This window comes from Rhizobium sp. WYCCWR10014, assembly GCF_001657485.1.
Lineage (GTDB): Bacteria > Pseudomonadota > Alphaproteobacteria > Rhizobiales > Rhizobiaceae > Rhizobium.
Genome location: NZ_LXFU01000024.1, coordinates 198528 through 218063, shown reverse-complemented (window position 1 = coordinate 218063; position 19536 = coordinate 198528). Strand labels below are relative to the sequence as shown.

Annotated in this window: 23 protein-coding genes; 8 read left to right on the top strand and 15 right to left on the bottom strand. The window is 61.0% G+C overall.

The window, feature by feature from the left end:
* Positions 1–8 precede the first annotated feature (8 nt).
* The 3 genes from A6U98_RS03995 to rpiB all read right to left on the bottom strand — a co-directional run bounded on the left by A6U98_RS03995 (position 9) and on the right by rpiB (position 2458).
* A complete protein-coding gene (locus A6U98_RS03995; protein WP_064648174.1) occupies positions 9–998 on the bottom strand; it encodes a DUF1624 domain-containing protein in 990 nt (329 codons plus the stop codon).
* Positions 998–1762 (bottom strand): DUF599 domain-containing protein, encoded by a 765-nt coding sequence (locus A6U98_RS03990; RefSeq protein ID WP_064648173.1) that lies wholly within the window; start codon positions 1760–1762, stop codon positions 998–1000. The genes A6U98_RS03995 and A6U98_RS03990 overlap by 1 nt, the downstream gene beginning before the upstream one ends.
* Positions 1763–2008: 246 nt before the next feature.
* A complete protein-coding gene (rpiB, locus tag A6U98_RS03985; RefSeq protein WP_064648172.1) occupies positions 2009–2458 on the bottom strand; it encodes a ribose 5-phosphate isomerase B in 450 nt (149 codons plus the stop codon).
* A gap of 219 nt (positions 2459–2677) precedes the next feature.
* Here rpiB and A6U98_RS03980 point away from each other — a divergent pair, with 219 nt between their 5' ends.
* Complete coding sequence (locus tag A6U98_RS03980; protein WP_064648171.1) at positions 2678–3877, top strand: acyltransferase; 1200 nt, start codon at positions 2678–2680, stop codon at positions 3875–3877.
* A 1-nt stretch (position 3878) separates the two neighbouring features.
* Here A6U98_RS03980 and A6U98_RS03975 read toward each other — a convergent pair whose 3' ends face one another.
* The gene (locus tag A6U98_RS03975; RefSeq protein WP_064648170.1) at positions 3879–4316 is read right to left on the bottom strand and encodes a VOC family protein; all 438 of its coding nucleotides are present in this window, start codon (positions 4314–4316) and stop codon (positions 3879–3881) included.
* A 352-nt stretch (positions 4317–4668) separates the two neighbouring features.
* Here A6U98_RS03975 and A6U98_RS03970 point away from each other — a divergent pair, with 352 nt between their 5' ends.
* Both A6U98_RS03970 and A6U98_RS03965 read left to right on the top strand, forming a co-directional pair.
* A complete protein-coding gene (locus A6U98_RS03970; protein WP_064648169.1) occupies positions 4669–6072 on the top strand; it encodes an L-serine ammonia-lyase in 1404 nt (467 codons plus the stop codon).
* A gap of 61 nt (positions 6073–6133) precedes the next feature.
* Positions 6134–6571 carry a DUF1489 family protein gene (locus A6U98_RS03965; RefSeq protein ID WP_064648306.1) on the top strand — a complete coding sequence of 146 codons (438 nt, stop codon included), beginning with the start codon at positions 6134–6136 and terminating at the stop codon, positions 6569–6571.
* 35 nt (positions 6572–6606) lie between these two features.
* Here the strand turns inward: A6U98_RS03965 and A6U98_RS03960 are convergent, their stop codons facing one another.
* From A6U98_RS03960 to A6U98_RS03925, 8 genes are all read right to left on the bottom strand, one after another.
* Positions 6607–7056, bottom strand: a complete 450-nt coding sequence (locus A6U98_RS03960) for a GNAT family N-acetyltransferase (protein WP_064648168.1) — start codon at positions 7054–7056, stop codon at positions 6607–6609.
* Positions 7057–7259: 203 nt separating this feature from the next.
* Positions 7260–7535, bottom strand: coding sequence for a hypothetical protein (locus A6U98_RS03955; protein ID WP_003559631.1), 276 nt, complete (start codon positions 7533–7535; stop codon positions 7260–7262).
* Positions 7536–7648: 113 nt separating this feature from the next.
* Positions 7649–9214, bottom strand: coding sequence for a serine hydrolase (locus A6U98_RS03950; RefSeq protein ID WP_064648167.1), 1566 nt, complete (start codon positions 9212–9214; stop codon positions 7649–7651).
* Between the two features lie 134 nt (positions 9215–9348).
* A complete protein-coding gene (locus A6U98_RS03945) occupies positions 9349–10134 on the bottom strand; it encodes a hypothetical protein (RefSeq protein WP_064648166.1) in 786 nt (261 codons plus the stop codon).
* 208 nt (positions 10135–10342) lie between these two features.
* A complete protein-coding gene (locus tag A6U98_RS03940; RefSeq protein ID WP_064648165.1) occupies positions 10343–10948 on the bottom strand; it encodes a transglutaminase-like cysteine peptidase in 606 nt (201 codons plus the stop codon).
* Between the two features lie 375 nt (positions 10949–11323).
* Entirely contained in the window at positions 11324–12298 is a 975-nt protein-coding gene (pip, locus tag A6U98_RS03935; protein ID WP_064648164.1) for a prolyl aminopeptidase, read from the bottom strand.
* Positions 12299–12605: 307 nt separating this feature from the next.
* Positions 12606–13217, bottom strand: a complete 612-nt coding sequence (locus tag A6U98_RS03930) for a PilZ domain-containing protein (protein ID WP_017988419.1) — start codon at positions 13215–13217, stop codon at positions 12606–12608.
* 124 nt (positions 13218–13341) lie between these two features.
* Entirely contained in the window at positions 13342–13986 is a 645-nt protein-coding gene (locus A6U98_RS03925; RefSeq protein ID WP_082933838.1) for a PAS domain-containing protein, read from the bottom strand.
* 264 nt (positions 13987–14250) lie between these two features.
* Here A6U98_RS03925 and A6U98_RS03920 point away from each other — a divergent pair, with 264 nt between their 5' ends.
* Complete coding sequence (locus A6U98_RS03920; protein WP_064648162.1) at positions 14251–15042, top strand: rhomboid family intramembrane serine protease; 792 nt, start codon at positions 14251–14253, stop codon at positions 15040–15042.
* Between the two features lie 91 nt (positions 15043–15133).
* Positions 15134–15568: a CBS domain-containing protein gene (locus A6U98_RS03915; RefSeq protein ID WP_064648161.1), complete on the top strand. Its 435-nt coding sequence runs from the start codon at positions 15134–15136 to the stop codon at positions 15566–15568.
* A 70-nt stretch (positions 15569–15638) separates the two neighbouring features.
* Here the strand turns inward: A6U98_RS03915 and A6U98_RS03910 are convergent, their stop codons facing one another.
* From A6U98_RS03910 to folE, 3 genes are all read right to left on the bottom strand, one after another.
* Positions 15639–16601, bottom strand: a complete 963-nt coding sequence (locus tag A6U98_RS03910) for a patatin-like phospholipase family protein (protein ID WP_064648160.1) — start codon at positions 16599–16601, stop codon at positions 15639–15641.
* A 111-nt stretch (positions 16602–16712) separates the two neighbouring features.
* Positions 16713–17165, bottom strand: coding sequence for a phosphoribosyl-AMP cyclohydrolase (hisI, locus tag A6U98_RS03905; protein WP_012757552.1), 453 nt, complete (start codon positions 17163–17165; stop codon positions 16713–16715).
* Positions 17166–17190: 25 nt separating this feature from the next.
* The gene (gene folE / locus A6U98_RS03900; protein ID WP_017960561.1) at positions 17191–17805 is read right to left on the bottom strand and encodes a GTP cyclohydrolase I FolE; all 615 of its coding nucleotides are present in this window, start codon (positions 17803–17805) and stop codon (positions 17191–17193) included.
* A gap of 309 nt (positions 17806–18114) precedes the next feature.
* Here folE and A6U98_RS03895 point away from each other — a divergent pair, with 309 nt between their 5' ends.
* Genes A6U98_RS03895 through A6U98_RS03885 form a run of 3 tightly spaced genes read left to right on the top strand, consistent with a single transcriptional unit; the run spans position 18115 to position 19504 of the window.
* A complete protein-coding gene (locus A6U98_RS03895) occupies positions 18115–18561 on the top strand; it encodes an iron-sulfur cluster assembly scaffold protein (protein WP_017960560.1) in 447 nt (148 codons plus the stop codon).
* A 5-nt stretch (positions 18562–18566) separates the two neighbouring features.
* On the top strand, positions 18567–18971 hold the full coding sequence (gene yidD, locus A6U98_RS03890) for a membrane protein insertion efficiency factor YidD (protein ID WP_064648159.1): 405 nt from the start codon (positions 18567–18569) through the stop codon (positions 18969–18971).
* 5 nt (positions 18972–18976) lie between these two features.
* On the top strand, positions 18977–19504 hold the full coding sequence (locus A6U98_RS03885; protein WP_064648305.1) for a DUF1697 domain-containing protein: 528 nt from the start codon (positions 18977–18979) through the stop codon (positions 19502–19504).
* Positions 19505–19536: the final 32 nt, after the last annotated feature.

The window sequence follows — 19536 nt, the reverse complement described above, 5'->3', positions numbered from 1 at the left end:
CGGCGAATTCATTCAGCCTCGGCGCTGCATTCGGCAGCGATTGTCTGCACCCGCTCGTCGTTCTGTATGTCGATCGCGCCCTCCTGCAGCGGCGTGAACAGGGCTTGCGCCTGCAATTTCCCCAGAGTGCACTGGCAGAAGCTGTGGCAGAGCGCTTCGCCTTGCTGCATGACGCAAGAGGCGTTGCATTGCCTTAGGTAAGTTGCGACCGGATCCGGGGCTTGCGGCGGGACGACCAGGGAAAGCCCATAGGCGATGGCGATCAATACCGGCTGATGGGTCAGATAGAAGGCAAGGCTGTGACGGCCGAGCCTTGCCGGCCACCAGGAGCCGGTGCCGACGGCGGCAAGCCGGTGCAGCAGCCTGGTTCTGATGGCAATCGAGGCGATACTCAATCCAGCGAAGAAGGGCGTTGCCCAGGGAAACAGCGGCACGTAGTCGTTGGACCGTTCCGGCGCCACGGCAAGACCGATCCAGGCGAGATAGCGCGGATCGAAGAAGGATGAGCGAAGCAGGCCGGGTGGCCCGAAATTATCGGTGATCCAGGCGGCGAGGAGCGCGAGCGTGGCGATGAGCGTGAAGGCGAGCGGCAGTCTCAAGAAAACGACGCCGATGAGCGTGAGCACCGCGATACAATGCAGGATGCCGAAATAGATCCACTCGTTCGGCATTGCGATGCGCGTGGCGATCGAGATCACCGCGGCTGCCGCGGCGATCATGCCGAAGCGCTTCCAGAAGGAGGGCCAGCGAATCTCAGGCCTGCTCGACAGCACCAGGCTGATGCCGACGATGAAGAGAAAGGTCGTGGCGATCGCCCGGGCATAGATCTTCAGCCAGCCGGTCTCGGCCGTGCCTGGCGCGAGATAGCCCATGAACTCCATGTCCCAGCTGAAATGGTAGCTCGCCATGGCGATCAGCGCGACGCCGCGCGCCGTATCCAATAGACCGATGCGCGGCGGTTTTGCTGCCGCATCGGCTTCCCTTGCCGGCAATGTCATCAAAATCCCTCGGGCAAATCACGTCCGTCGCTCGACGGCATATCGCGGCGAATAGCAGAAAGGTGGAGATTTGATGGCGGGCCGGCATCCATGATCGCCAGCCGCGCCTCCGAGAAGAACTGCCGCCGTGCAAGCACGAAGATGACGGTCGCCGTCGTCAGCATGAAGACATAGGGGTTGATGAACCAGCCGAGATAGCCGATCGACAGGAAGATCGCCCTGAGGCCCTCGTTGAAATTGCTGCCGGCAATGACGTTCATGCGGATGACGCGTTCGGCGGCCCGCTCCGCGGCGATGATGTCGCGCTCGGTGTCGCGCATCATCGGGATCGAGCCGAAGAGGATGGTGCAGTAGTTGAACAGCCGGTAGGACCAGCCGAATTTGAAGAAGGCATAGCCGAAAAGTGCTGCCAAGCCGCCGACCTTCATCTCGAAGACGGCATGGCCGCCATGGAAGACGAAGGGCAGGTCGGCGAAGACGGCGTCGACCTTCTCCGTCGCGCCGAGCAAAGCAAAGCAACTGCCGATCGCGAAGATCGAAGTCGAAGCGAAGAAGGCGGTGCCGTTCTGCAGGCCGGCCATGATCTGCGTGTCGATCATCTTCAGGTCGCGGCGCAGCGAATTGTAAATCCACTCCCGGCGCCGTTCGGTCATCGCATGGGTCAGGCTGGTGCGCCCGAAGAAGGTGCGGCCATGCAGCAGCCAGGAATAGCCCATCCAGACAAAGGCAAAGAAAGCCAGAGCGATATAATCCGCCGTCGTCATCAGTGATTCAGTCTCCGCATGAACGCGGCCACTATGCCGCAAGTCGGATTATGCCGCATGGCCGAATTCGGCGGCTTTACGCGGGCTTTCGGCCATCCGGCAGTTCGGCATAATCGAGCCGTCGGCAAACGACAAGGCTTGGTGGATAGCCGACCGGCATCTTCTGGAACGAACGACAGCAATGCGGTCATCCGTCAGCTTGCGGATTCGGGGCGGCAACCCAAAGAAGAAGAAAAAAGGACAGCGCTACACCTCCAGCGCCTCAATCATCCCCACCCGCGTCGCATGCCGGCCGCCCTCGAAACGAGCGGCCAGGAATGCATCCACGATATCGAGCGCCAGCCCTTCGCCGACTACGCGCACGCCAATCGAAAGCATGTTGGCATCGTTGTGCTGGCGGATCATGCGGGCCGAGAACGTGTCGACGCAGACGCCGCAACGGATGCCCTTTACCTTGTTCGCCGCCATCATGATGCCCTGGCCGGTGCCGCATAGAATGATGCCAAACCGGCAATCGCCGGAGGCGACGAGCCGCGCCGCCGCTTCACCGTGCTGAGGATAGTGTGTGCTCTCGGGCGTCGTCGGTCCGATATCGACCGTTATCCAGCCTTGCGCCGCGATATGGCCGGCAATGGCCTGCCGGAGCTGAATGGCGGCGTGGTCGCTGGAAAGGGCGATGCGGTTGGTGGCTGTCATGGAGAAGTGGTCCCGTTTTCCAAGGCAATTTGCCGTCTTGACGATGCACGCTAGCGCATCGGCCGGAAAACAGGAATCGATTTTCGGAAAGCACGATGAGTCGCACTAACGCCACAGCAGTCTAGAGGCGCACGAGCAGGGCGCCGCGTTAACTGCTTGTAAAGTCGCGATGGCCAATTGTTCGGGACAGAACCTGAACACCTGATTCAAAAGTGACCCATGAGTCGGCCGGATTACATCCCGAGTCTTGATGGCCTGCGCGGTGTCGCCGCGCTTCTGGTCATTGGAGCCCATATTGGCCTCATCTTTCCGATCACAGCTCCGCATCTCGTGACGATGGGCGACGAAGCTGTCGGTTTGTTTTTTGCTCTCAGCGGCTTCCTGATGGCTCATCTCTACGGCTCACGGCCGGTCACGAGAGAAAATGTGCTGGATTTTCTTGTGAGCCGCTTTGCCCGCATCTATCCGGTTTACCTGGTGGCCGTCGTTCTCGTGGCGATGCTGTCGAGCATGCAAAATCTGGATTTTGTTCAGCCTATCGTTAGCGGCACGGATTTAGTGCGCCATGTCTTTCTGCTCGGCTCGAGTGGTGTTTTCTGGTCGATACCACCCGAGATCCAGTTTTATCTGCTCTTTCCCGTCCTGTGGCTTTGCTTGGCCCAGCCGCACCGCTATAGCGGCATGATTGTGGGCCTCACCGTGGCCGTCGTCGTGGATGGCCTGGTTGAATTGCCAGGCCCGGGAATAGTGCTCGTCTCCAAGCTTCCTTACTTTCTTCTCGGGGCACTTGCCGGGATCATCCATTCCTACGGGACGAGATGGGTTCCATCTGTCCTCACAGGCATTTCAACGCTTTTCCTTCTGGCGGTGTTTTTCACTTACCGGCATATCTTGCCCGGTTTTTCCCCTGAATTTTGGAGCCTGCAAAGTGCGGTTGCCGCAGCCGTCATTGTCTGGCTCGTCGCTCGACAGCCTCCCATCGCAATTCGTGTCCTGACAGCTGCACCAGTACGGTTTTTTGGAAAGATCAGTTTTTCACTTTACCTTTTCCATGTCCCCATCATGTTTCTGGCGCGTCTGACCTTTGACGCCTTGATGCCCGAACCGGCGCTCATCGTGGTGACGCTTTGCGTTGCGGTCATCGGAGCATGGTTCATCCACGAGACGATAGAGGTTCCAGGCCGGCGGCTGCTGGTCCAGCTATGGCAGGGTAATCGCTGGCGTCTGGTTTCGCGCGAAACTCCGGCCGACCAAATGGACCGCGCAATTCTCGACCTGCAAGAGATCGAAAAGCGCCTGCTGAGCGGCGCAACGTCAGCCATGGCCGATCAACGACAAATCTCAGCGACGGCCGAACCCCGGGATGAAGGCGACGGCACGGTCATTCAAGATGAACGCGACGAGAAGCTTCGCGCATAGCTCAGCTAAGTTCTTGGGCGAGTCCGATGAGAAGCCCTCCAGGCCCGCGGATGTAGCAGAGCCGATAGGTGTCTTGATAGTCCACGACCTCGCCGACGAGCTGCGCGCCGCGCTTGCGGAGCCTCTCAAGCGTCTCGTCGATGTTATCAAGGGCGAACATGACGCGGAGGTAGCCTAGAGCGTTGACCGGGGCATTGCGGTGATCCGCGACGGCAGGCGGCCTGAGGAAACGGGAGAGCTCGAGTCGGCTGTGGCCATCAGGCGTGCGCATCATGGCAATCTCGACGTGCTGATCGCCCAGTCCAGTGACACGTCCAGCCCATTCTCCTTCGATCATGGCCCGCCCTTCGAGCTCGAGTCCGAGGTCGCGAAAGAAATCGATCGTCTCTTCGAGGTCATCGACGACGATTCCCACGTTGTCCATTCGTTTGAGCGCCATGTGTCCAATCTCCCAATCTACAAGGTGCCGTCTAGCATCGACGTCAGCAGGACATTGGGAGTCGCTGCAGACTGTCAAGATAAGGCAAGCAGTTCTTCCGCCGCATAGGCTTCATTGAATGCGGCAATGAGTGGCAAGGCGGACGACTTGGTTTGCGCATGACCCCGAAAATCGGATTCGATTTTCGGGAAGGATTATGCGCACACTCAAAGTGCCTGCGCGTCCTATTGGACACGCGGCGCTCCAGTGTGCAGCCGGAATGTCGCACCGGCTCCATGCGATGTCGGTGTGCTGCACGGATTCGAAACCGACCTCGCTTAAGCTTGCATCCTCGTATTCAGAAGGCGCACCCATGTTTCTCTCGGTATTCGATGTCTTCAAGATCGGTGTCGGGCCGTCGAGCTCACACACGATGGGTCCGATGTCGGCGGCCAACCGGTTTCTCAAGCTGATCCTCTCGAACGAATGGCCGCGTCCGTCATCGGGCGCGCAGGTCACAGCCATCAAGGTCAGCCTGCACGGCTCGCTCGCCCATACCGGGATCGGCCACGGCACGGGCAGGGCTGTCATTCTCGGGCTGATGGGCGAAGCGCCCGACAGCGTCGATCCCGACAGAATGGACGGCATCGTCGACACGGTGGAGCGCAGCGGCCGCATCACGCCGGAGGGCCATCCCGCCTATCAGTTCCAGCCGAAGACCGACCTGATCTTCGACAAGAAACAGCCGCTGCCCGGCCACGCCAACGGCATGGTCTTTTCCGCCTATGACAGGGATGGCCGGCTTCTCGTCAAGCGCATCTATTATTCGGTCGGCGGCGGCTTCGTCGTCACCGACACCGAGCTGGAGCAGATGCGGGCGAAGAAGAACGCGCCCGGCGGTACGCGTGTGCCCTATCCCTTCTCCACCGCCAAGCAGATGCTCGAGATGGCGGAGCGCTCGGGGTTGTCGATCGCTCAGATGAAGCGGGCGAACGAGGAGAGCCAGCGCAGCCAGGAGGAGCTCGACCAGGGGCTTGACCGCATCTGGGAGGCAATGCGCTCCTGCATCGAGCGCGGCCTCAAGGTCGAGGGCATCATGCCGGGCGGTCTCAACGTCAAGCGCCGCGCGCGCAGGATTCACGACAAGCTGGAGGAGGAGTGGCGCAGCAACCGCATCAACCCGCTGCTCGCCAACGACTGGCTGAGCGTCTATGCGATGGCCGTCAACGAGGAGAATGCAGCCGGCGGGCGCGTCGTCACGGCGCCGACCAATGGTGCTGCCGGCGTCATCCCGGCGACGATCCGCTATTACGAGCATTTCCACGAGGACTGGGACCAGAACGGCATCCGCGACTATTTGCTGACGGCTGCCGCCATCGGCGGCATCATCAAGCACAATGCCTCGATCTCGGGCGCCGAGGTCGGCTGTCAGGGCGAGGTGGGGTCGGCGGCGGCGATGGCGGCCGCGGGCCTTGCCGCCGTCATGGGCGGCACGCCGGAGCAGATCGAGAACGCCGCCGAAATCGCACTCGAACACCACCTCGGCATGACCTGCGATCCGATCGCTGGCCTGGTGCAGGTCCCCTGCATTGAGCGCAACGCGCTCGGCGCCGTCAAAGCCGTCACGGCCGCCTCGCTCGCCATCAAGGGCGACGGCCAGCATTTCGTGCCGCTCGATGCCTGTATCGAGACGATGCGCCAGACCGGACATGACATGAGTGAGAAATATAAGGAAACCTCGACCGGAGGTCTGGCCGTCAACGTCGTCGAATGCTGAGTTTGTGGACGCTGCATGCTTGGCGCTTGACGCTCGCTGCCAAAAGGATTTCAACGGCAGCATGGCATTGCATCTCATCAAACTCTGTGTCGGCGCCGACTCGATAGACGATCTGCGCGAATGGGTGGCGGAACGCTCGCTGCGCGCCATCGCCGCCGGGCTTGAGCCGCATTCGGTTCATACGACGCGCATGGCGCCGAAGCGTATGGAGGAGCTGCTTGACGGCGGCTCGCTCTACTGGGTGATCAAGGGGCAGGTGCAGGCGAGGCAGAAGCTGCTCGATATCGAGACCTTCACCGACGGCGAGGGGATTTCGCGCTGCCGCCTGATGCTCGGCCCGGAGGTTATCGAGACGGCCGTGCAGCCGAAGCGTCCCTTCCAAGGCTGGCGTTATTACACTGAGGACGACGTGCCGCGCGACCTGACAAGCCTTGGCGCCGGCATTGTCGAAATGCCCGCGGATCTCCGCCGCGAGCTGACCGACCTTGGTCTGCTCTAATCCCCGAAAGTCGTAAACGTCCGGTGATGTGCTGATCAGCGTTTCAGGGATTGATCCATCTGAACGGATCGGGCGGCCAAGCCCATTCTTCGATAAAATGCCTGCGCCGCTTCGTTCGAAGCCGACACGTTAAGGCTGATTAGATCGACCTCTTCTTCAGATAACCATTTCCGCATGTGGTCGAAGAGCGCCGCCCCATAACCACGACGACGTTCGATTTCTTCAACGCCGAGTGCCATTATGAAGGCCATCTTTCGGTAGCGGGATCGAGGATGTTCGGACAAGTCCACTATTCGGACGGCATTGATGCCGATTAACTGATCATTCTTTCCGAGCACAAACGTCTTGCAGTTTTCAATGACGCCAAACAGTTGTTCATCACTGCTGCCAGGCCCATGCTCAGCATCACTGGAGCAAGCGGCCATTTGACGAAGCAGCCGCAACATTGCAGCGGTATCATCGGCGTTGGCGTCGCGGATGAACATTTACTTGAGCATGCCTCCGCCAGCAAAAGAGGTTGGTGATCTTTTCCTATTCCAAGACAATAATTCGTCCATCCTGTTGATGGGCCAAATCTCAAAAGCTGCTGTACCGGACGTTTACCGAAAATCGGAGCTGATTTCCGGAAAGGTTCATGCGTGGATTGGGCGTGACGCCGCGTCCGATTGAGCACGCGGCACTCCGCAGTTCAGCGCAGCCGCAGCTGCACCGGCGCGCTGCCATCCGGCGAGGTCACATGCAGATGGATGCGGGCTTCGGGCTGGGAGTAACGCCAGGCGCGCGCGCCATGGCACAGCAGCAGATTGATGAGATCCCGGGTCTTCGGAGACTTCGCCTTCGGTCGCTGCAGGCCTATCTCGGCAAGGCGCAAGGCCGCCTCGTGCAGCGGATGGAGGGATGAGCGCCCTTTAGCCGCCATGCGGCGGTCGGCTGGCACTCCTGGAAAATTCTCATTGATCGCCATTGTTTTCCCCGTACGCAATACTGATCGAGTTCAAGAACGGTGGCCGGAAACGCAAACACCGATTCCGGCCGTCACCGATGCCGCCGGCCATCTTGCAGGCAGCATCGAATAGCTCATTGGGCAGCCGCCCAGCACTTGATGCCGGCCTTCTTCAAGGCCTTGCAGGCGTTGACGGCGTCGCGCTGATCGTCGAAGCCGCCGAAGCGGGCGCGGTAAAGCTGGTCACCACCAGCGGCGTAGGCGACCGCGAAAGGCTTTGCCGAGGCCAATGCCTTGCCGCCCTTGTTCTTGGCGCCCTCCAGGAGGTCCATGGCCATCTGCCGGCTCGGCGAGACCCCGACTTGCACTACCCAGCCGGTCGGACCGTTGCTAGTTGCAGCAGCACGAGTCGGGGAGGGAGTGGTCGAGGCCGTCGTGACGTTATCGACCGACGTATCGCCCTGTTCCGTCGGCATAGATGCGGGCGTCGGCTTTGGTGCGGCGACCGCTGCCTTGAAGGTCATGGTCTTGACCTTGGTCGGCGCCGGCATCGGCTGTGCTACCAGCGGATTGTCGGATTTCGGCGCAGCGGTCTCGGCATAGGCGACCTCGGTCTCGGCGACCTGGTAGCGCGCATCCGGCAGCGGGCCTTTGTGCGGCAGGCTGAGATCGGCAGCGGCTGCCGAAACCGTCGGCTGCGCTGCTGTGATGGTCTTCGCCATTTGCTGAGCCTTTTTGGGCTGGACCGGGGCCGGCGTCACGATCATCGCCGGGGCAGGGGCTGCCTGGGCGATCAGCGCCGACGATCCGCCACGGCTCGATGCCTTCGGCAGGTAGCTGGCGATCAGATTGCGCATCTGGGCATCGCGGGCGGGCGTCGAGGCGCCACCCATCACGACGCCGACGATCGACTTGCCGTCGACCTGCACCGAGCTTACCAGATTGAAACCGGCAGCCCGCGTGTAGCCGGTCTTGATGCCGTCGACACCGCGCACTGAACCGACGAGGCGGTTGTGGCTGCGGATCGTGCGGCTGCCGAACTTGAAGGCGCGGGTGGAGAAATAGCCGTAATATTGCGGAAAATGCTGGCGAAGGGCGATACCGAGGCGGGCTTGGTCGCGCGCCGTCGTCATCTGCGCCGTATTCGGCAGACCGTTGGCATTGCGATAGGTGGTGCGCGTCATGCCGAGCGCATGCGCCTTGGCGGTCATCAGCTGGGCGAAGCGATCCTCGCTGCCGCCGCCCAGCATTTCGCCGAGCGCCGTTGCGGCATCATTGGCCGACAGGGTGACGAGACCGAGAATACCTTGTTCGACGGTGATCGTACCGCCGGCGCGCACGCCGAGCTTGGTCGGCGCCTGGGCCGCCGCATGAGCGGAGAAGGGAACCGGCGTATCGAGGCGGATGCGACCCTGCTCTAATGCCTCGAAGGTCATGTAGAGGGTCATCATCTTGGTCAGGGAGGCAGGGTATTGCAGCCGGTCGGCGTTCTCACTGTAGAGAACGTTGCCGGTCTTGGCGTCGACGACGATGCCTGCATATTTCGGATTTGCCGCTTCCGCGTCGGCATTCACCGAATCGACCATGACGATCGTGACGGCTACCGAAAGGATCGCCAGCAGCCTTGCGAAAAAATTGCCGGATCGGGACGATGATACGGAGGAGACTGACCTTGACACTATTCCACTCTTCGCTTGCATTTCAGATATTTGGCACTTCAGAATTTGGCAGGAACCGCACACCTCCCGCCGCACAGCTCGTCTTCTAAAATTACCGGTTGGGCGTTACCAATCCGTTTATGATGAATCGTTTATTTCGCCGTCCGGGGAGCATTTTAGGGACTTGTCGCAGAACGGTTCATAAGACGCGCGTCTACAAAGGTGCGGATAGCGGCATCAATATGTTCCCAATCGTCGAGATGGCTGCTTGAGAAGCGGTAGAGAACGCTGAGATCCCTGCCGACTTTGATATCGCGCTGACAATCTCCGCCCGCAGCCTTATCCGGGGCTGACGGCAATATGCAGCGCACGACGTAATCCGGCCCGCCCTTGACGGGCGCCGTCAGCAGCACCTCGTCACCGTAACCCGCATCGGCGCGAAGACGGTGCAGCGTCAGTCCGTCGCGGAAGGGCTCCGCAGGTCCTTCGAGCAGATGCGAATAGATCGGCTCCAGCCGCCCGGACATGTCGCGCGACATGGTGCTCTGGGTGATCTGCAGGAAGATCAGGCCGGAGGATTGAGCGATATCGTCGAATCGAAGATGGTTTTCCTTGCCGTAACCCTGCATGTCCGGCCAGGCGAGATAGAGATCGACGCGCTCGGCAGCGCCTTCACGCCTTTGACTCGGGAAGCGGATAGTGTTCTCGGGGAATTTGACGGTGTCGCGGCCGATGGCCAGCTTGATTTCAGCCGTGCTGTCGGTGTTACCGGCAAGCGAGATATGCCGGCCGAACCAACGGCCGCCGATGCTGATGGCAACAGTCAATACCGCCAGAACGGCGATCACCGCCATCGTGCGGAGGAGAAACCCCATGGAAAGTAGTGGCTGCTCGTCGGGTGCGCTGTGCGCGGCATGGCTCATGGCGGTTCTTCGGGTTTCGGTCCGCCGCAGGAAGAACATGAGCCGCCGGTGCCGATGATGAATCTCATCGCCATGATCGGATCGGCAGGGTTAATAATTCGCTAAGATGTTGGTGGGCTAAGCCCTGAAAAGGGGCGAGCCGTTCCCGGGACAGCGGGAACGGCTCTTGGGCACCGGTCGGGGACGGGATGCGGGGACTGACCGGGCCGCAGGCTGCAACCGGCATTGGCCGGCCGGCAGGCTGTTCTTACTTGACGCTACCGACCGCGACAGCGCGACCGTCCTGAAGCTTTGACCAGCGGGCCGGATCGTCGGCTGACTGGCGCTTCAGATAGGTATATTCGGTATCCGACCACAGCAGCACCTTGTTGCGCATGTTGTCGAGAATGAAGTCGCCGTGATCGGTGCGGACCGTCAGCACGGCATGGCCTTCGCCATTCGGCTGCAGCACGACGGTGATCAGTGTGTCGGACGGCGAGAAACCGTCGTCGATCAGCATCTTGCGCTTCAGCAGGGCGTAATCCTCGCAATCGCCGACGGTGCGTGGATAGGCCCAGCGCTCCTCGACGCCGTAGATCTGCTCATCCGTCATCGGCTGGATCGTCGAATTGACCGTGTAGTTGACCTTGAGAATTTCCTTCCAGCGATCCTCGGTGAGAATGGCCGGTCCGGCATCGCCGCCGACTTCGACACATTCCGTCGGATTCGCCTTGCAGAATTCGTAGTGTCCGATCGGCGGGCTGGCGTTGCCTGCCAGGGCCATGCTGGCGGGCATCGCCTGTCCCGAACCCACCATTGCCATCATGATGGCACCGGCCAGAAGGCCGCCTTTCAGGATGTTCGCAGTTGTCATTGCCGTCTCCCCGTAAGTTGAGGTGACAATGGCACAGACGTTTTTATCTCACGCAAAATTACGCAATAGAATTAAAGGCTTAGTTGATTCAAATGCCGATAAAACCTGACTAAAAACAGATTCGAATGCGCATAAAATTTGACGCGGATTTGTCGCGAAATCGATTAAAATTGTAATCGACGCAACAAGGCTTTCGCCCGTGAAAAGGTTGCGTTGCCGCCCGGATGTTAAGGATTTTCGTTGAGCCGGATAAATTCCAGCGGCCAGCCGGCGGCCTGCGGCGACGTGCGGCCGGCCGGCGATGCCGCCGGAATGGGCCGATCCGGCCGGGTCAAAAGCAGAATATCGCTCGGGTTGCCAATGTGGGCGGGAAAATTATTTTCGAGGAAAATCGCGAAATCGATCGGTGGCAGTCACAATCGCTGCGCTCATATCGGGATTTGCGGTGGAATGGGCAGCATGCGGAAGGATGGTGAGCTCGCTTTGCGGCCAGGCGCGGGCGAGTTCCCAAGCGGTGACCAGCGGCGCCTCGATGTCGAGCCTTCCCTGCAGCAGGATACCGGGAATGCCGATGAGCCGAGCGGCGTTCTTCAAAAGCTGGCCGTCCTCCAGCCAGGCGCCATTGCTGAAGTAATGGGTGATGATGCGGGCGCGCGTCAGCATATAGGCCGGATCGGCCCAGCGGCGCGGCCGGCCTTGGGGATCGGCAAGCAGAATCGAGGCCGCCTCCCAATCATGCCAGTCACGCGCCGCCTTGAAGCGCGTCTCCGGGTCCGGATCGTTAAGGAGACGATGATAGGCGGCGACCATGTCCTCGTCTCGTCCTTGGCTGCCGGGAGGAACCGCCTGGCGGAAACGGTTCCATTCTTCCGGAAAGAGCGGCGCCATGCCGCGATAGAGCCAGTCGATTTCCGAACGCCGGGTGGTGGTCACGCCTGACAAGACGATCGCCGCGACGCGCTCCGGATGGGTTTCGGCATAGGCCAACGCCAGCGTCGAACCCCAGGAATTGCCGAAAAGGATCCAGCTGTCGATGCTGAGATAGGCCCGCAGCCGCTCGATATCGGCAACCAGATGCCAGGTGGTGTTGACGGAGAGATCGGTTTTAGGATCGGCAGCACTCGGCAGGCTGCGGCCGCAATTGCGCTGATCGAACAGAATGATTCGGTAGGCCTCGGGATCGAAATAGCGCCGCGCCGCGGTCGAGCAGCCAGAGCCAGGCCCGCCATGCAGCACCAGCGCCGGCCGGCCCGCCGGATTGCCGCAGGCCTCCCAATAGATCAGATTGCCGTCGCCCGTATCGAGCAGACCGTGATCATAGGGTTCGATTTCGGGATAAAGAGCTGACATGGACGCACCTGAGATCGAGGCGGCGTTATCCGTCATATCGCTGACAAAGGGAAGACGGGCGAGGGCGAATCGCTCTCGGACGCCACTGCACAATTTTGCGCAACCTTATTGCGTGCCGATCGGTGTCGCAGCTTGTTCCACTCATAATGTTATCTACCGACTGGATGGAACGACTTGCGACAGGTTTCGCGCTTGCTTTCCAAAGCCAGATTCGTTGCCGCTTGCAAATCTCCTGCCGTGAAGTGCAGGCTTTTCAACGCGACCTGACCGGGTGCGCGCCGGAGGGCAGCGCCATTTTCCGCAGCTGTTAAAGGAATTCGCGCAGCGTCTCGCGGGACTGGATCGACAGGAATTCGATCGCCACGCCTTCGACGAAGTGGCGCACGACGCGACCACGCATGTTGCCGAGGCGCACGGCCGTGCCGATCGAAGGGCGCATCTCGACGTCGACGGCGGCGCCCGACAGCGAAAGGTCCATGATGCGGCAGGAATATCGCGTACCGTCCTCGAGCGTGAGATCGGTCTTCGTGTCGCGTGGCGTCAGACGGTCGTGGCGCCGATCTTCCGGCAGGCCGAGTTCATGCTTGTTGGCAAGCCAGGTGAGCTGGGCGGCGAGCTTCTCGCGCTTCCGGTCGGTGGCGTTGATCGACATTGTGAAGCCGCGGCCATCGATCGTCTGGACATAACCTTCGACGCGGCCGAGATGGTCGATATAGGCGACGACGCGTTCGTTGGCGCGCGGCCGGCCGAGGCAGGTGACGTACATATCGCCAGGCGACATGTCGATCACCATGCACTCGAATTCCTCGTAGTTCGCAAGCATCAGCCGGCCCTGCATATTGATGGGCACGCGCTGGAATACGCCCTGTTCAGGGCGCGGCGCAGGTCGTTGCGTCTGAGCTGGCTGGAACGAGTGCATCAAAGGGCTTCTTCATGAAAATCGCAGAAACTGATCTTTACCCACAATCCATTAACAGAAGGTTGTCTCGCCAAGTCCCGACATAGCGGAAAACGAGTATTCGCGATGTCCCAAAACGGGACCGTCAGCGAGCCTCCACGCTGAGCAGCTGCGACACCATGCGGCGCATGACCTGCCCGAAATGGATGCTTTTGCCAGCGACGATCCTGTTGATGGGGCGCGGTTCGGCCGGTGCTGTCTTGTCGAATTTTCCGGGCAGCAGGCGGCTGCGGTCGAGCGCCAGGAATTCGAGCGGTACGATCTCCAGCCAGCTCGCGGCCGCTGCCGGCGCAATCGCGCCGAGCAGCCGGTCGCAGGCGCCGTCCGGCGAACGCAGCGGCATCATGATAATCTCGAAGGAGGCCTGATGACCGACGGTGCTGTAGCCGGTGGCGTTGAACAGGGCCGGCATGGCATGGTCCATGACGCCCATTGCCGTGCGTTCGATGTCCGCGAGCTGACCGTTTGCCCAGAGAGACGAAAAACGTTCGCCGCGCAGGTCACGCCCAAAGAGGTCGCAGATGCGGGTGCCGGCGAGCCGGAAACCGATGTCTCCGCCTTCGCGCCTTTCAAGAATGAACAGACTCTGGAGCAGGTGGGGGACGGCGGAGGGTTCGACCTGTGATTTCAGCGGCGCATCGGCAGCGCCGCGGATACGGTTCCAGTAGTCAAAAATTTCGATGGTCGTTTGCACACGCATTTCACACCAACCTGTCCCATTCCGGAGCATTTTCGGGCAGTCATTGCCCTTACAGACTCTACCTTGCGGATTTCATGCCAAATCACGGCGGTTAAGGTTAAGAGATGGTTTCGGTTGAGATGCGGTACCTGTCGTGACACTGTCCTGCCATCGCTTCGACTTTCGAAGTTCAGCACAACCTGCCCGGGCCGAGGTCTTTTCCTGGAGCTCCCGGTACGCCGTCCGACCCTTCGGACGGCTTTTTTTTTGACAGTCGGTCCTGTATGGCTGTGGCCTCAACGAGGCAAAACACAGATGAATGAGCAGACGGCCGAGCCGCATAAGGCGCCCGAACCTCCCGAGGTCCAGCCGCCGGCACGGCCACCGCGCGAACCGGTCTTCAACCTTCCGCCGGCGCTGTTCTTCAGCCTTTGCCTGCTGGCCATCATCTATGCGGTGCAGGAGCTCCTGCTGTCCGACGATGCGATGAACTGGCTGTTTTTCACCTTCGGCTTCGTTCCCGCTCGTTATGTGATTCCGCTGTCGCAGCAGGGGCTGGAGCTGTTTTGGACGCCCGTCACCTATTCGCTGCTGCATGGCAGCCTCCAGCATATCCTCTTTAACGCCTTCTGGCTGATGGCCTTCGGGGCGCCGGTCGTGCGCCGCATCGGGACGCTGCGTTACGTGCTCTTCTGGGTTTTTTCCGCCGTCGCGTCGGCCGCCCTGCACGCGGTGCTGAACTGGGGGGACGTGTCACTGCTGATCGGCGCGTCGGGCGTCATTTCCGGGCTGATGGGCGCCGCTTGTCGATTCGCCTTTCCAGCCGAACGGCGGCCGATGCTGCCGGCGCATCTCAATCCCCGGCTTTCGATCGTCGAGGCGCTGAAGAACCGTACCGTCATCATCTTCATGCTGCTCTGGCTGGTCGGCAACGCGCTGATTGCCGTCGGCATCCCGCTCGTCGGCGACAGCGACCAGGCGATTGCCTGGGACGCGCATATCGGCGGCTTCGTCTTCGGCTTCCTGCTGTTTTCGCTGTTCGACCGGGCGCCGCGCCCGCCGGCGATGGAACCTGACGGGACCGAGAAGGATATGTTGCAATCCTGAGCCGGGCAGTGCACGATCTACCTATCCGCGATGGGGGGAGAAACCGCCGCGGATGCCTGTGACAAGTGTTTCACGGACATAGGAGGTTCGAATGACCAGTTCAGTCAAAGCAATCCTCGACCTGAAGGGCAGAGACGTCATCACTGCCGCGCCGAGCACCACCGTCGCCGAGGCGGCCGCCATCCTCAGCAAGAAGAAGATCGGCGCCATCGTCGTCGTCGGCATGGAGAACCGGATTTCGGGGATGTTCACCGAGCGCGATCTCGTGCATGCGATCGCCAAACACGGCAAGGAAGGCCTCGACCAGTCGCTGGCCCAGGTGATGACCGCGAAGGTCTACCGCTGCCATGAGGAGACGACCGTCAACGAGCTGATGGAGCTGATGACCAGCCGACGTTTCCGTCACGTGCCGGTGGAAAGCAACGGCAAGCTTGCCGGCATCATCTCGATCGGCGACGTGGTGAAATCGCGTATCGCCGAAGTCGAGCGTGAGGCCGAGGAAATCAAGGCCTATATCGCCGGCTGAGGTTTTCGCTTGCCTCGCTTGACCAATGTCGTCGGCCCAAAAACCGTCACGCGCTTTTGGACGACGTGCATCAGGGGTTGCTTGCGTAGACTTCCTGCATGCGCTTGATCTCGGGGAGCCGGGCTCTGGCTTCCTCGTAGCCGCGTTCGATCGCCTCGCCAGCCCGGTGAAATTCGGACAGGCCGATATAGCTGAGACGCGGTTGCAGCGAAATATCCGGCGGGTCGCCGGCAAGGCGGGCGCGGGCGATCCTGTCCTGGATGATGTTGAAGGCCTGCACCATGACGCCCGTCATGCCGAGGCGCGCATAAGGCGCTTCTTCCTGTTTCTGCACTTCCTGGGCCGACAGGCTGGCATTGTGCCGGACGACGGCCGAGCGGCCGTAGAGATCGTAATTGAGATTGACGGCGACGACGAGCGGCTGCTCATAGGCGCGGCAGACGGAGACGGGGACGGGATTGACCAGCGCGCCGTCGACCAGGGTGCGGTGATTGCTGCGCACCGGCTCGAAAATGCCGGGCAGGGCATAGGAGGCGCGCAGCGCCGTGATCAGCGAACCATTGGCGATCCAGACCTCATGGCCGGTATTGACCTCGGCAGCGACAGCGACGAACGGCCGGTCGAGATCCTCGACGTTCAGGCCTTCGAGATGTTCCTGCATGCGCTTGGTCAGCCGCATGCCGCCGAACAGGCCGCTGCCGCCGATGGTGAGATCGAGGAGACTTGCGATGCGGCGCATCGTCAGCGAGCGCGCGAAGCTTTCGAGTTCATCGAGTTTTCCGGCGAGATAGCAGCCGCCGACCAGCGCGCCGATAGAGGTGCCGGCAATCATGCCGATTTCGACCTTTGCCTCGTCGAGGGCGCGCAGCACGCCGATATGGGCCCAGCCGCGGGCAGCGCCGCCACCGAGCGCCAGCGCGATCTTGATTTTCTTCAGGGGCGTGGGAGGCGGGATTGTCTCGAGTGTGGTCGACATGCCGGACCCGGCACCTTCGCCTTCAGAGCTTTGACGATGCAAACTCCAGCTCAGCATGGCGTTTTCCCCTCCCAACACTTGGTTCCCGATAGTCTGCCCGATCAGTTTCCAAATGGTATATAGAGACGGTTGTTGGCGCAATAAGGGGCAAATGCCCGGGAGTACGGCCTATTTTCCATAAACGTCCGCGGGATCGAATTGGCGCTCGTCGTCAACGATATCAAGCATCGGCTTTCCGTCTCGAAGCGTGATCGTCCGGTAGAAGCAGGAGCGGCGGCCGGTGTGACAGGTGGCGTCGTGGCCGGCGACCTCGACCTTCAGCCAGATGGCATCCTGATCGCAATCGGTGCGGATTTCCTTCACCGTCTGGAGATTGCCGGAGGTCTCGCCCTTCTTCCAGAGCTTACCGCGCGAACGGCTGAAATAGTGCGCCGTGCCGGTCTGGATGGTCAGCGCCAGCGCCTGAGCATTCATGTGCGCCACCATCAGCAGCTCGCCATCGCCGGCGTCGGTGACGATCGCGGTGATCAGGCCACGGTCGTCGAAGCGCGGCGTGAAATCGCCGGCGTCTTCCAACGCCGACTTGTCCTCGGATGGTTGATTGAAGATCAGTTGACTCATCGCGGCCCTCCTGAGGGAGCCGGTATCAGCGGCTCCGCACCATGGTCATGAAACGGGCCTGATCGGCCGGCTCGGTCTTGAACGTTCCCGTAAACGTCGTCGTCAACGTGGTCGAGCCCTGCTTCTGAACGCCGCGCATCGCCATGCACATATGTTCGGCCTCGATCAACACGGCGACGCCGCGCGGATTCAGCGTATCGTCGATGGCCCGGGCGATCTGCGCGGTCATCGTTTCCTGGGTCTGCAGGCGGCGGCCATAGATCTCGACGACACGGGCAATCTTCGACAGGCCGAGCACACGTCCGTCCGGCATGTAGGCAACGTGGGCCTTGCCGATGATCGGTACCATGTGGTGTTCGCAATGCGAGTAGAACGGAATATCCTTGACGAGGACCATGTCGTCGTAACCGGCGACCTCCTCGAAGGTGCGGCCGAGCACGTCTTCCGCCGCCATGTCGTAACCGGAAAAAAGCTCGCGGTACGATTTGACGACGCGGGCCGGCGTTTCGAGCAGACCTTCGCGTGTCGGGTCGTCACCGGCCCAGCGCAGCAGAACGCGAACGGCTTCCTCCGCCTCCTGCTGGGAGGGGCGATCCGAGTCGCGGTTCGTCTGCGGAAAATTCTTTACGATGGCGTCCATGAACAATGGTCTCCTGGCCCGCACCGCGGACCCATCTGTCGGAATCGCCACTGGTCAATCCCATGCGGGAATTCATGCACCTTTGGCAGGCTCCGGGGCTTTCAGGGCAATTTCAACACCCGTCCGGCACGGTTTCCCAATCAAACTTACACCAGGCCATTGCATTTTAATGGCCTTCGAACGACATACATATAGGAAGACGGCCATCGTATGTAAGTATCCTCACACGACACGGTGTGTTTTTTGTTTTGACGACAATAACGCCCCCATAGAGGCCGATCCGCAGCGATTTTGGAGCGGAAATCCAGCATGGACGATATCTACAACAGCAAAATCCTCGAATTCGCCGGCAATATTCCGCTGACCGGCACGCTTGATGATGCCGATGCGAGCGCCCAGGCCCATTCCAAGCTCTGCGGCTCGAAGGTGCGGATCTGGCTGAAGATGGATGGCGACACCGTGACCGGTTTTGCCCATGACGTGAAGGCCTGCGCGCTCGGCCAGGCGTCGTCCTCGATTATGGCCCGCCATGTCGTCGGCGCCACATCGGACGAATTGCGCCAGGCCCGCCAGGACATGCTCGCCATGTTGAAGGCGGACGGGGCGGGGCCTCATGGACGATTCGAAGACATGCGCTATCTGCTGCCGGTGCGGGACTACAAGGCCCGCCATGCCTCGACGATGCTGACCTTCGATGCCGTCGTCGATGCGATCGGGCAGATCGAGGCGAAACGGGCGGAAGTTGTCGAGGCGTAACTGACATGTGCGAGTTCTGCGTTCGGCAGGCTGACGATGAGGACGATGGCGGCGCCGCCGGATCGGACAAGCCGCGTGAAAAGGCCGCACGCACTTCCCGCAATTATACCGGCCCGTTCCGAAAGACGCCCGACCGCCTGCTCGGCATGGGGCTGATCCGCCTCTACCAGCTGACGCTGTCCGGCTTTGTCGGCAATTCCTGCCGCCATATCCCGACCTGCTCCGAATATGGCTACGAGTCGATCGCCCGCCACGGTCTTTGGGCCGGCGGCTGGATGACGCTGTTTCGCGTCGGCCGCTGCGGCCCGGGCGGTACCAGCGGCCTCGACCAGGTGCCGGTGATGCTCGGCGACCGCTTCCGCTGGTGGACCCCTTGGCGTTATCTCGCCCTCGGGCGGAAGAAAGGGTGAGCGCCATGAGCACCTTCATCGCCCTTCTGCACAGCATTGTCCTGACGCCCGATCGCCGCGTCATCATGCAGGATTTGCGCGCACTTGCCGAAGAACTCGGCTATCGCGAGCCGCGCACGCTGGTTTCCACCGGCAATCTTGTCTTCGAGGCCGACGAGATGCGGCCGCACGAAGTCGAGACCCAGCTGGAAGAGGGTTTTGAAGAAAAGTTCGGCAAACATGTCGATATCATCGTCCGCAGCGACTGCACCTGGATGGCGCTTTGCAGCACCAATCCCTTCAAGGACGGCAATGGCGACCAGGTCATCGTCCGGGTGATGCGTCTGCCGGTCGATCCCCAGAAGGTGGAGGCACTGAAACCGTTGATGACGGAGGGACAGCGCATCGCCGTCGTCGGCGGCGATCTCTGGATCGATTTCGCCGGCAAGCCAAGCCAATCCAAGCTGCTTTCGGCGCTGACGACCAAGCGCCTCGGTGTCGGCACGATGCGCAACTGGAACACCGTGCGCGGGCTGACTGAAATGATTATATAGCCCCCGCTTTTTCTTTACTCAGACAGGAAATC